Origin of the sequence: Oxalicibacterium sp., assembly GCF_035565035.1 — a bacterium.
Classification (GTDB): Bacteria; Pseudomonadota; Gammaproteobacteria; order Burkholderiales; family Burkholderiaceae_D; genus Oxalicibacterium.
On record NZ_DATMTD010000095.1, the window covers coordinates 1 to 12886 of the forward strand.

Annotated in this window: 13 protein-coding genes and 1 tRNA gene; all 14 read right to left on the minus strand. The window is 56.3% G+C overall.

The annotated features are described in order from the left end of the window. Window positions 1–104 precede the first annotated feature (104 nt). Window positions 105–180: transfer RNA gene (locus tag VN114_RS08650), tRNA-Gly, on the minus strand. Between the two features lie 58 nt (window positions 181–238). Then, window positions 239–820 carry a CDP-diacylglycerol--glycerol-3-phosphate 3-phosphatidyltransferase gene (gene pgsA / locus VN114_RS08655; protein WP_325513960.1) on the minus strand — a complete coding sequence of 194 codons (582 nt, stop codon included), beginning with the start codon at window positions 818–820 and terminating at the stop codon, window positions 239–241. 61 nt (window positions 821–881) lie between these two features. Next, entirely contained in the window at window positions 882–2738 is a 1857-nt protein-coding gene (gene uvrC / locus VN114_RS08660; RefSeq protein ID WP_325513962.1) for an excinuclease ABC subunit UvrC, read from the minus strand. A 19-nt stretch (window positions 2739–2757) separates the two neighbouring features. Then, window positions 2758–3828, minus strand: coding sequence for a beta-N-acetylhexosaminidase (gene nagZ, locus VN114_RS08665; protein WP_325513964.1), 1071 nt, complete (start codon window positions 3826–3828; stop codon window positions 2758–2760). Further along, the gene (acpS, locus tag VN114_RS08670; protein WP_325513966.1) at window positions 3825–4217 is read right to left on the minus strand and encodes a holo-ACP synthase; all 393 of its coding nucleotides are present in this window, start codon (window positions 4215–4217) and stop codon (window positions 3825–3827) included. The genes nagZ and acpS overlap by 4 nt, the downstream gene beginning before the upstream one ends. After that, window positions 4214–4981: a pyridoxine 5'-phosphate synthase gene (pdxJ, locus tag VN114_RS08675; RefSeq protein WP_325513968.1), complete on the minus strand. Its 768-nt coding sequence runs from the start codon at window positions 4979–4981 to the stop codon at window positions 4214–4216. The genes acpS and pdxJ overlap by 4 nt, the downstream gene beginning before the upstream one ends. A 26-nt stretch (window positions 4982–5007) precedes the next feature. Beyond that, window positions 5008–5850 (minus strand): DNA repair protein RecO, encoded by an 843-nt coding sequence (gene recO, locus VN114_RS08680; protein ID WP_325513969.1) that lies wholly within the window; start codon window positions 5848–5850, stop codon window positions 5008–5010. Between the two features lie 10 nt (window positions 5851–5860). Next, the gene (gene era, locus VN114_RS08685; RefSeq protein ID WP_325513971.1) at window positions 5861–6763 is read right to left on the minus strand and encodes a GTPase Era; all 903 of its coding nucleotides are present in this window, start codon (window positions 6761–6763) and stop codon (window positions 5861–5863) included. After that, complete coding sequence (gene rnc, locus VN114_RS08690) at window positions 6760–7719, minus strand: ribonuclease III (protein WP_325513973.1); 960 nt, start codon at window positions 7717–7719, stop codon at window positions 6760–6762. Before rnc ends, era begins: the two co-directional genes overlap by 4 nt. A gap of 38 nt (window positions 7720–7757) precedes the next feature. After that, window positions 7758–8150, minus strand: a complete 393-nt coding sequence (locus VN114_RS08695; protein ID WP_325513975.1) for a DUF4845 domain-containing protein — start codon at window positions 8148–8150, stop codon at window positions 7758–7760. A 20-nt stretch (window positions 8151–8170) separates the two neighbouring features. Further along, window positions 8171–9082, minus strand: a complete 912-nt coding sequence (gene lepB, locus VN114_RS08700; protein ID WP_325513976.1) for a signal peptidase I — start codon at window positions 9080–9082, stop codon at window positions 8171–8173. Next, a complete protein-coding gene (gene lepA / locus VN114_RS08705; RefSeq protein ID WP_325513978.1) occupies window positions 9079–10872 on the minus strand; it encodes a translation elongation factor 4 in 1794 nt (597 codons plus the stop codon). Before lepA ends, lepB begins: the two co-directional genes overlap by 4 nt. Before the next feature lie 183 nt (window positions 10873–11055). After that, window positions 11056–11307: a glutaredoxin family protein gene (locus VN114_RS08710; RefSeq protein ID WP_325513980.1), complete on the minus strand. Its 252-nt coding sequence runs from the start codon at window positions 11305–11307 to the stop codon at window positions 11056–11058. A gap of 71 nt (window positions 11308–11378) precedes the next feature. After that, the gene (locus VN114_RS08715; protein WP_325513982.1) at window positions 11379–12848 is read right to left on the minus strand and encodes a DegQ family serine endoprotease; all 1470 of its coding nucleotides are present in this window, start codon (window positions 12846–12848) and stop codon (window positions 11379–11381) included. Between the last annotated feature and the right edge of the window lie 38 nt (window positions 12849–12886).

Here is a 12886-nt window from a genome sequence, read left to right on the forward strand (position 1 = left end):
ACTCCCGCATGGATACTGCATTCGATGATCGTGCGATGTATTGCCACCGCAACGTCATCAATAAAAAAGGAAGCCTCTGAATCAGCTTCCCTTTTCAAGAAATCTGGAGCGGGAGAAGAGTCTCGAACTCTCGACCTCAACCTTGGCAAGGTTGCGCTCTACCAACTGAGCTACTCCCGCGACGACAGGTGCGTATTATAGAGCAATGGCTTTGCTTGTCAAGCAATCCGGCAACCTTCTACAGCAGATGTCCGGCACTTTCCTTGATCAGCGGCCACGCCTTGCGCAGATAGTAAAACATTGACCAGACCGTCAATACCGCTGCAACCAGCAGCAGCCACTGGCCCCAGATCCGTGTATCGATACCGAAGAAATTGTCGTAATAAAGCAGCATCGGAATGGCCACCATTTGCGCGATCGTCTTGATCTTGCCCAGCGAGCTCACGGCGACCGATTTCGATGCACCGATCTGCGCCATCCATTCACGCAAGGCAGAAATGGTGATTTCTCGGCCGATGATGATGAAGGCAATGACGGCGTTCACACGACCGAATTCGATCAGCACCAGCAAGGCGCCGGCCACCATCAACTTGTCTGCAACCGGGTCGAGAAAGGCGCCGAATGCAGAGGTCTGATTCCAGCGTCGCGCGAGAAAACCATCGATCCAGTCCGTCAACGCTGCAATGATGAAGATCAGTGTGGAAGCAAGACTCTTGTCGAACGGTCCCAGCCATGAATCCGGCAAATACAAAACGCCGACCATCAATGGAATCAGCGCAACGCGCAGCCAGGTAAGAAGAATAGGAATATTGACGGGCATATCGAACTTTACATTGACGAATGTGCACGATGCACGCAACCGCGAGCGCCGCACCCGTAATCTAATGCAATTGCTTGTAAATGTCTTCTGCCAATTGCCGCGAAATGCCTTCGACCGACGATAATTCCTCGACGCTGGCATCGACAACCCCACGCAAGCCGCCGAAACGCGCCAGCAGTTTTTGCCGCCGCTTGGCACCGATGCCTTCGATTTCCTCCAGACGCGAGGTCTGGCGTGCCTTGGCACGTTTGGCACGCATGCCGGTGATCGCGAAGCGATGCGCCTCGTCGCGAATCTGCGCAATCAGCATCAGCGCACCGGATTCCTTGCCCAATTCCTGCGGTGCGCGACCATCGACAAACACCAATGTTTCCAGCCCGACCTTGCGCCCTTCGCCTTTCGCCACGCCGACGATCAGGCTGATGTCCAGACCGAGTTCGACAAAGACCTGCCGCGCCATTTCGACCTGCCCTTTGCCACCGTCGATCAGCACAACATCAGGCATGACGCCCTCGCCATTTGCCACTTTCTCGTATCGTCGCAGCAAGACCTGACGCATTGCGGCGTAATCGTCGCCCGGCGTGATGTCGTTGATGTTGTAACGGCGATATTCGCCGTTCTGCATGGCATGGTGATGGAACACGACGCAGGATGCCTGCGTCGCTTCGCCCTGCGTATGGCTGATGTCGAAGCATTCGACGCGGAAGGCTTCGATATCTTCAACCTCGATTCCCAACGCATCAAGCAGCAATCGCGTCCGCGTCTGCTGCGATCCCTGCTCGGACAGCAAACGAGCCAGTGCAATCTCGGCCCCCTTCTGCGCCATTTCCAGCCACTGGCGACGTGCGCCTTGCGGCTGGAAAATCAGGTTGATGCGATGGCCGCATTGCTCCATCAACGCCAGCATCAATTCGGGTTCGTCGAACTCGGTATTCAGGATCAGCGTCGAGGGAATGAATTTATCGATGTAATGCTGCGCAAGAAACGCCTTCATCACTTCAGCCGCCAGCGATTCTTCCGCATTGGTCGGTGCATTGTCGACATGCGTCGGGAAATAGGCGCGATCGCCGAGATGACGTCCGCCACGCACCATCGCCAGATTCACACACGCGCGACCTCCCTGAACGATGACGGCGATGATGTCGATATCCGCATCATTACCGGTCTCCATGCTTTGCTGATGCAGCACGCGCGACAATGCATTGATCTGATTACGGACTGCCGCCGCCTGCTCGAACTTCAGTTCTTCCGCATAGGCATGCATTTTGGCTTGCAGCGTTTCCAGCACTTCGGTCTGACGCCCCCGCAGGAACTTGGCGGCATTCTCCACATCGATGGCGTAATCGTCACGACTGATGAAATTGACGCATGGCGCGCTGCAGCGATGGATCTGATGCAGCAGACACGGCCGTGTACGATTGGCGAACACCGAATCCTCGCAGGTACGCAGCAGAAATACCTTCTGCAGAATCTGCATCGATTCCTTGACCGCCCAGCCGCTGGGGAACGGACCGAAATACTGATTCTTCTTGTCGACCGCACCGCGGTAATACGCCATGCGCGGAAATTCCTGGCCGGTGATCTTCAGGTACGGATAGGATTTATCGTCGCGAAAGAGGATGTTGTAACGTGGCTGCAGCGTCTTGATCAGATTGTTTTCCAGCAGCAGCGCCTCGGCTTCACTACGCGTCACGGTCGTTTCCAGACGTGCGATGCGTTCGACCATCAATGCCGTGCGCGGACTCGCAATATTCTTCTGAAAGTAACTGGAAACACGCTTCTTCAGATCCCGTGCCTTGCCGACATACAGCAGGTTGTTATCCGCGTCGAAATAGCGATACACGCCGGGCAGATTCGGTAGTTTCGCGACTGTTTCCAGAACGATATCGCGCGGATCCGGCAGATCGGTTTCGGACATGAATGTCAGCTAAAGAGGTTTATGCCGCCGCCAGTGCCAGCGCAGCTTTTTTTGCAGCCTGATATCGCGGCTCCTGCTGCAATGCTTCCCACGCCAATGCAGGCACCTGCGGTGTCAGCGCAGCAATTCGCGCAGCCGATCTTGTCTGTGCCCAAGCCTGTTTTGGCGACAGGCCGGCCAGTAGTTGATCGGCCTTGTCCGGCGAATTGCAGATCAGCACCATGTCGCATCCGGCATCGAGTGCTGCGTGCGCACCATCGATTACCGTACCGGCGACACTGGCACCTTCCATGCTCAAATCGTCGCTGAAAATGATACCGTCGAAACCGAAATCCTTACGCAGCATCGTCAACCATTTACGCGAAAAACCTGCTGGATGCTTGTCCACTTTCGGATAGATCACATGTGCCGGCATCACGCCCGCGAGGCCAAGGCCGAGCCAGTCGTAAGGCGCGGCGTCTTCTGCAAGAATTTGCTTCAGTTCACGCTCGTCCACCGGAATCTCGAGATGAGAATCCGCCTTCACAAAACCGTGTCCAGGAAAATGCTTGCCGCAATTGAGCATGCCGGCCAGTGCCAGGCCGTGATTCAGACTTTTCGCCAGCAATGTGACGACACGTGCATCGCGATGAAAAGCGCGATCGCCGATCACGCCCGATTCGCCATAGTCGAGGTCAAGGACCGGCGTGAACGACAGGTCGACGCCGCAGGCGCGCAACTCGGCGGCCAGCACATATCCGACATCGGTCGCAGCCTTCGTCGCTGCCAGCACATCGTTGTCCCACAACGCACCCAGCTTGCGCATTGCCGGCAAATGTGTGAAGCCATCGGTCTTGAAGCGCTGCACGCGACCACCTTCATGATCGACGGCAATCACGATGCCCGGGCGCGCTGCGTGAATCGCCGCGGTCAATGCCGTCAGCTGCGCACGGTTCTGATAATTACGTGCGAACAGAATCACGCCGCCGGTCAACGGATGTTGAACGCGACGAATGTCTTCTGCGCTCAACGTCGTCCCGACGACGTCCAGCATGACCGGGCCGAATACGACCGGCGCGGTCGACGAATTTGCATGGGATGCTGCGTTCATTTTTTCTCCACGATTACAAAGGCAACTGCGTAGTCGGTTTCGTCGGTAATCGACACCTGCGCAGTCAATCCGTTTTCCTGCATGTATTGTTCCAGTTTTCCACTGGTGACGACAATCGGCTTGCCGCTCGGCGCGTTCAGCGTCTGCATCGCACGCCACGTCATCGGCATGTGAATGCCAAGTCCGATCGCTTTCGAAAAAGCCTCCTTGGCGGCGAAACGTGTCGCCAGAAATCGCAAGCCGCGAGCCTCGACTTTTGCCTTGCGTCGATGGTATTTCTGTAGTTCTTCCGTGCCCAGAATTCGTTCGGCAAAGCGTTCGCCGTGGCGACCAAGCGCCGCTTCGATACGATCGATCTGAATGATGTCGGTACCGATGCCGTAAATCATTGCGCGCATCCTGCCAAACGTGCAGCAACCATGATGGCCTTCATTTCACGTACGGCGTTCTGCCAACCGACAAATACGGCGTGCGCAACGATTGCATGACCGATGTTGAGTTCAGCGATATCAGGAATCGCGGCCACCGCTTGCACATTGGTGTAATGCAGTCCGTGACCTGCATTGACTTTCAATCCGCGCTTGATGCCTTCCAGCACGCCAGCTTCGATACGTTGCAATTCGCTGCGCTGTTCGCCCTCATTATGTGCGTCTGCATAACGCCCGGTATGCAACTCGATTACCGGAGCACCGGCTTCAGCGGCAGCCTGAATCTGCGCCGCATCGGGATCGATGAACAGGCTGACGCGTATGCCCTCGTTTTGCAGTTGCTGCACAGCTGCCCGCACGTCTGAAAAATAGCGGACCACATCCAGCCCGCCCTCCGTCGTCACTTCTTCGCGTCGCTCCGGTACAAGACATACATCCTGCGGTTTGATGCGACAGGCGAAATCGACCATCTCCGCTGTCACCGCCGACTCCAGATTCATGCGCGTGTGCAATTGCGGACGGATCAGTTCGACATCTGCATCCTTGATATGGCGACGATCTTCGCGCAAATGCAGCGTGATGGCATCGGCCCCGGCTTCCTCCGCCAGCAACGCCGCCTGCAACGGATCAGGATAAACCGTACCGCGCGCATTGCGCAATGTCGCAACGTGGTCGATGTTGATGCCGAGTTCGATTGTGGAATGATTCGGTTGCAGAAAACTCATCGTTGATGTTCCGTCAAATTGTTCCGTCAAAGCTGCAGCAGATCGATCAGGATCTGTCGCGTGTTCAGGGCGGTGCCATTGAGATGATGTGCCAGCAGAAAACGCATCAGGAATTTACTCTGTGCCTGTGTCGTTGCATCGTTGTAATTTTCCCCCTCCATGTCGAGCAGCGTCTTGCCTGACACGCGCGGCCATGTGTCGGCAGGACGCGCCGGACGGGGTCCCTTTTCGGGATCGATCACGTACATCCGTTCGGATTCGACTTGCCCGCCGCTCGACGTACATTGCGACCAGTCGCCTGCCACGCCACTTTCCTTCAGCAGCGCACGCTCGAACTTGCGCAACACGATGGCGGCCGGTTCGTCATGCGCCAGTTGATTCAACGCGCTGACATAATGATCGAACAATACCGGATGAGGATCGTCGCGCGCCAGTAACTTGACCAGTAGTTCATTCAGATAGAAGCCGCACAGCAAGGCGGATTTTTCGAGTGGCAGCAGCCCGCCGACCCATTCTGCAGCGATCAATGTACGCACTTCGGATTTGCCGCTCCAGCCGACCGACAATGGCTGAAATGTTTGCAGCACGCCGCGCAGTTTGGAATGCGGCCGCTTGGCGCCTTTGGCGATCAGTGCAATACGGCCATGATCGCGCGAGAAGACATCGACGATCAGGCTCGTTTCCTTGTAGGGATAACTGTGCAGGACGAAGCCCGGTTGATCGATGATGCGCGTTTCTTTTTCTGTGGTACGTGCCCGACGCGCAGGTGGCTTTGCCGGAGTGGAAACGGTCAATGCACCATCGTTATCCGCCGATGCGGTTGCATCGCGCAAAGGTGCTGTGGAAGTGGCATCGGCAAGTGCGGCCATGTGGATGCGGTTATTCGTAACCGTAAGCGCGCAAGCCGGCCTCGTTATCGGCCCAGCCCGATTTGACCTTGACCCAGATTTCCAGATACACCGGGCCGCCGAACAGGCGCTCCATGTCGAGGCGCGCCTGTGTCGAAATATCCTTGAGCTTTGCGCCCTTGTTGCCGATGACCATTGACTTGTGGGTGTCGCGTTCGACCAGGATGGCGGCGAACACACGACGCAGATTGCCTTCCTGCTCGAATTTCTCGATGACGACCGTGCTGGTGTACGGCAACTCGTCGCCGACGAAACGGAAAACTTTTTCGCGCACGGTTTCTGCAGCAAGGAATTTTTCGCTGCGATCGGTGATGTCGTCTTCACCGAAAATCGGCGGATTTTCCGGCAAGTGTTTCTTGATTTCGCTCTGCAGACTGTCAAGCTGAAAACGCTGCTTGGCCGATACCGGCACGATCGCAGTGAAGTCACGTTTTGCAGCAATCTCCTGCGCAAACGGCATCAATGCTGCCTTGTCCTTGACGCGATCGGATTTGTTGATGACCAGAATGCACGGGACGTTTTTCGGAATCAGGTCGAGCACCTGCTGGTCGGCCTGACTGAAGGTGCCGGCTTCAATCACGTACAGGATCACATCCGATGCTGTCAGCGTGTTCGTGACGGTCCGGTTCAGCGTCTTGTTCAGCGCGTTCGAATGACGCGTCTGGAAACCCGGCGTATCGACATAGACGAACTGCGCGTCGTCGAGAGTCTGGATTCCGGTAATGCGGTGACGCGTGGTTTGTGCCTTGCGCGAAGTGATGCTGACCTTGGCACCAATCAATTCATTCATCAATGTCGATTTTCCGACATTAGGGCGACCGACAATCGCGATATAACCGCATCGGAAATGAGACAGCGAGGCGGATTCAGTCATGCAATCTTCGAGTGTGTTGTTGTGTTGGGAGCGGCATCAGATGCAGCTTCAGATTTATTCCTGACTTCCGGTTCGGCAATCAGGCTCTTCTGCCCGTCATCGATCGTTGATTCGACCGGCGAAGGTTTCGTTTCTTTTGCGGACTTGGCATCAGCACGCGTACTTTTGGCTGGTTTGACCGCCTCTTCGACTGGCGGTGCATCCGGTTGAACCGTGGCAATCCCTGCCAGTTTCAGTTGCGCGGTACGCGGCTTGCTCTTGCGCCCGCTGCCTGGTGTTTTCACCAATGTAGCCTGCACTGCCTCAAGTGCAAGCTTCGCAGCGGCCTGCTCACCGGCACGGCGACTGCCGCCGGTGCCGAATACCTGAATGTCCAGTTTCGGTACCAGGCATTCGATTTCGAATTCCTGGTTGTGTGCAGCGCCGTGTGTGGCGACGACGTTGTACTGCGGCAGCGGAATTTTTTTTCCCTGCAAATATTCCTGCAGCAAGGTCTTGGCATCCTTGCCAAGCGTTTTCGGATCGACGGTATCGAGGATCGGAATGTACAGCGAACGAATGACATCGCGCGCAGCATCGAAACCGGCATCCAGAAAAATTGCACCGAACAATGCTTCCAGCGTGTCGGCCAGAATCGACGGACGACGGAAACCGCCGGATTTCAATTCGCCTTCGCCCAGGCGCAGGAAGTGCGACAGCTCCAGCCGTTGCGCAATTTCGTACAGCGATTGCTGCTTGACCAGATTGGCACGCAGGCGCGACAAATCACCTTCATCGATCTTGCTGTAACGATCGAACAGCAGCGACGCCACCACACAGTTCAGAATCGAGTCGCCCAGAAATTCCAGCCGTTCGTTATGCACGCCGCTGTGGCTGCGATGCGTCAGTGCCTGCTGCAGCAGGACAGCATCCTTGAAAGTGTGGCCCAGCCGGGTCTGCAATAACGTTACATCCATTTTTCTGTCGTTTCGTGCTTTCTGTTCGCCGCCCTTAATTAAGGCACAGCTGGTTTCGGCGCCCGGTCGTTGGTGGAGCCGGCGTAATCGATCAACAGGCTGACCGGACCGATCATCGGAATGACTTTTTGATACGCAAAACTGATGTCGGCATCGTCACCATTCTTGACGATCGTCAGATCCTTGCCATCGATGGAATCGATGTAACCGACTTCTGCCTGCCTGTTGAAGGCAGCACGCATTTCCGGAATCGAGCCGCCCTGCGCCTTGACGCTGGCAATTGCCTTCTTGATCGACATGTATTCGGTAAATGTCGGCACCACTTTCATCGCCAGCACGGCAATCACGCCGGCAATCGCCAGCAGCACGATCAAGCCGGTCAGGGAAACACCTTGTTCATTACGACGGATGCGCGACAACGACAATGCCATGAGTATGCTCCTGATCGAGATTATTTGAAGCTGCCAATACGGCCCAGATCGCCAAGATTCATCCAGACCAAAAATGCCTTTCCGACAATATTTCTGTCCGGCACAAAACCCCAGTACCGGCTGTCCAGACTGTTATCCCGATTATCGCCCATCATGAAATATTGTCCAGCCGGGACCTTGCACGTAAATCCTTCTGCGTCGTAGCTGCACAATTCACGATGCGGGAAGTCGTGCGGATTCGGCACATACGCCGGCGCGCGCGGATTGGTCAGGATATTGTGGGCGACACCGTTCAGGTTTTCGGTGAAATTCTTCGAATAACTCAACGTTTCTTCGTCAAGATAATCCGGCAACGGCTTGTACGAAACCGGCTTTCCGTTGACGATCAGGCGCTTGTTGCGATACGTCACGGTATCGCCGGGAACGCCGACAACACGTTTGATGTAATCCAGCGACATGTTTTCCGGAAACTTGAACACCATCACGTCCCCGCGCTGCGGGTCGCCGATTTCGATGACCTTTTTGTTGATGATCGGCAATCGAATACCGTAAGTGTATTTATTGACCAGTATCAGGTCACCGACCTGCAGCGTCGGCAGCATGGACGTCGATGGAATCTTGAACGGCTCGTAGAGAAATGAGCGCAGAAAAAATACCAGCGCGATGACCGGGAAGAAGCTGCCCGAATATTCGATCCAGGTCGGCTGCCGCAACAGGTTCGCCTTCAATGCGGCGCGGCCGTTGTCGTCCGGCTTGATGCCATCGCCCGCCAACTTGGCATTGCGCGCATCGAATTCCGCCAGCACCGCATCGGCGCGTGCGCGGCGCTTCCTGGCCAGATGGAAGGTATCGAGAAACCAGATAACGCCCGTCACGACCGTCAGGATGAACAGGATCAAGGAGAAATTACCGAGGATGTCTTGCAGTGTCATTTATCTTCCACTTGTAGAATTGCCAGGAACGCCTCCTGCGGGATCTCCACCGAACCCACCTGCTTCATCCGCTTCTTGCCGGCTTTTTGTTTTTCGAGCAACTTACGCTTGCGGCTGATATCGCCGCCATAGCATTTGGCCAGCACGTTCTTGCGGAGCGCCTTGACGTTTTCGCGCGAGATGATGTTGGCACCGATCGCTGCCTGGATCGCGACATCGAACATCTGCCGCGGAATCAGTTCGCGCATCTTCGCCGCCACCGCACGTCCGCGATATTGACTGCTGCTGCGGTGAACGATGATGGCGAGCGCATCGACCTTTTCGCTGTTGATCAGCATGTCGACCTTGACGACATCGGAAGCGCGATTTTCCTTGAACTCGTAATCCATCGACGCATAGCCACGCGAGGTGGATTTGAGCTTGTCGAAAAAATCGAGCACGATCTCGGCCATTGGCATTTCGTAAATCAGTTTGACCTGCTTGCCGTGATAGCTCATGTCCATCTGGATACCACGCTTCTGCGTGCACAACGTGATGACGGAGCCAACATACTCCTGCGGCATGTATAAATTGACCGTGACGATCGGTTCGCGGATTTCCTCGATCTTCGACGGGTCGGGCATCTTCGACGGGTTGTCGACCATCAGTATCGTGCCGTCACGCAGCACGACTTCGTAGATCACGGTCGGTGCTGTCGTGATGAGGTCCATGTCGAACTCGCGTTCGAGACGTTCCTGCACGATTTCCATATGCAGCAGGCCGAGGAAACCGCAGCGAAAACCGAAGCCCAGCGCCTGCGATACTTCCGGTTCGTACATCAGCGCTGCATCGTTCAGTTTCAGTTTTTCCAGCGAGTCGCGCAACGCATCGTACTGGTTGGCTTCGACCGGGAACAGGCCGGCAAATACCTGCGGTTGCACTTCCTGGAAACCAGGCAACGGCTCCTTCGCCGGACGGCTCACCAGCGTGACGGTATCGCCCACCTTGGCAGCTTTCAGCTCCTTGATGCCGGCGATGACGAAACCGACCTGACCGGCCGACAACGATTCACGTGCGATCGATTTCGGCGTGAAGACGCCGACGCTTTCCACCAGGTGCGATGACTCGGTTGCCATCAGCAGAATCTTGTCCTTCGGACGCAGCGTGCCATTCTTGACGCGCACCAGCATCACGACGCCGACATAGTTGTCGAACCATGAATCGACGATCAGCGCCTGCAGCGGTGCATCCGGATCGCCTTGCGGTGGCGGCACCTTCGTGATCAGTGATTCGAGCACGTCCTGCACACCCAGGCCGGTCTTTGCCGAGCAATGCACGGCGTCACTGGCATCGATGCCGATGACCTCCTCGATTTCTGCACTGGCGTTCGCCGGATCGGCGGACGGCAGATCGATCTTGTTCAACACCGGCACGACTTCGACGCCGAGGTCGAGCGCGGTATAGCAATTCGCAACCGTTTGCGCTTCCACACCCTGCGATGCATCGACCACCAGCAAGGCGCCTTCGCAGGCGGACAGCGAACGGCTGACTTCATAGCTGAAATCGACGTGACCCGGGGTGTCGATCAGGTTCAGGTTGTAGACCTGGCCGTCGCGTGCCTTGTAACTCAACGCCGCCGTTTGCGCCTTGATGGTAATGCCGCGCTCGCGTTCGATATCCATCGAGTCGAGTACTTGCGCTTCCATTTCGCGATCGGACAGGCCACCGCACAACTGAATGATGCGGTCGGCAAGGGTCGATTTACCGTGGTCGATATGGGCGATGATGGAAAAATTGCGGATGTTGTTCATTAACCGGATGACAATTACAAAAAAAGCGCTCAGTGCGGGGTTTTCCCCGAGGCGAGCGCCTTGTTACAGAGGATGACAGCCCCGGCATTTTACCGGATTTCAGAGGGGAAAGCCGGTAATTTCCGGCGTGCGCCAAAGGTGCCAACATGATCATTTATGCAACACCAGGCAGGGGCATGTTCTTCAATCGCCGGCAACGAACGTCCGCACTGCTGCTTCATCCAGAAAATAATGGCAAAGCCGCTTCCCCGGCTCATCGTCACGTTGCGCCATCAGTACCGGCACGAGTTCATCGTATAGCGCCACCAATGTTTCGTCCGCATCCACGTCGATGACATCGATCGTGCTGTCCTCGATCGCCAGAGCAGATAATGCTGCAAGCATGTCTTCGCACAGGTGGCAGTAGCTTCGCGAATAAAGCGTGAAATGAATCAAGACGTGTTCCGACGAGGAAAAAAGAAAAGGCTGCAGCCTGTTCAGCGTGCAGCCTTTTCTTGAAATGATCGTTATTGCGCGGTCGGCTTGACCGTTACGAATTGCGAAGACTCACCGCGTCGCACCAGCAGCAATACGGTCTTTTTCGCTTCCAGTTTCGCTACCAGCGCAGCGAACTGGCGTGCATCCTTGATATCGGTATTGTTCAAGCGCAGCAGAACGTCGCCTGCTCGCAGGCCCGAACGGGCAGACGCGCCCTCTGCCGATTCGACCAGCACACCGCCTTCGATCTTCAAATCCTTGATCTGCGCCGGTGTCAAATCGGAGACCGTCAGTCCCAGCGAATTCGGCACTTGCGCAGCTTTCGGCTTCTTCTGAGGAGCAGCGGCCGTGTCATCCGCCTCCAGTTCAGCGATGGTCAGGGTCAGGTCGCGCAATGCGCCCTTGCGCCAAACCGTCAACGTCGAACGCGTACCCGGTTTGGTGCTGCCAACCATGCGCGGCAGATCGCTGGAACGCTCGATCGCCACTCCGTTGAATTTCAGGATCACGTCACCCACTTCGACGCCGCCCTTTTCGGCCGGGCTGCCCGGTTCGACACGTTGCACCATCGACCCCTGTGTTCGTGTCAGACCCAGCGATTCGGCGACATCCTTCGTCACTTCCCCGATCTGCACGCCAATACGGCCACGGGTCACCTTGCCGCTCGCGCGCAACTGATCCGCGACGCGCATCGCTTCGTCGATCGGCACTGCAAACGAAATCCCCATGTAACCGCCGGAACGGCTGTAAATCTGCGAATTGATACCGATCACTTCGCCACGCATATTGATCAGCGGGCCGCCCGAATTGCCCGGATTGACCGCGACGTCGGTCTGGATCAGCGGCAGGTATTCTCCGGTGTCGCGTGCCTTGGCCGACACAATCCCGGCCGTCACCGTATTGTCGAGACCAAATGGCGAGCCGATTGCAATCACCCATTCGCCGACACGAATCTTGTCGGAATCGCCCATCGTCAGGCGCGGCAGATTGCTGCCCTCGATTTTCACGATCGCGACATCGGTGCGCTTGTCGGAACCGATGATCTTGGCCTTGAACTCGCGCTTGTCGGTCAGCGTGACATAGACCTCGTCCGCACCTTCAACCACGTGAGCATTCGTCATCACGTAACCGTCAGCGGAAATGATGAAACCCGATCCCACACCGCGCGGCACCTCTTCTTCAGCATCCGGCGCCGGTGCCTGCTTGCGGCCGCGCGGCGATGGTTGCGCCGGCGGCAATGGCGCACCGAAGAAGCGACGGAAGAATTCCTGCATTTCCTCGTCTTGCGTCAGATCACCGCCCTGACTGACCTTGGCTTTCTCGGTTGTGCGGATATTGACGACGGCAGGGCCGGTTTTTTCAACCAGATCGGTGAAGTCCGGCAAGGCCGCAACCGTGGGAGACGCCACCGGCGCAGCTAACGTCGATGCCGCAGGAAGAAAAAATGCGCCGGCCGTGCCGAGCAGAATGGCAAAAAGTTTTTTCTGAATGGTGGTCATTTTCATACACTTCACTTACTTGGAAAAGCAGGATATGC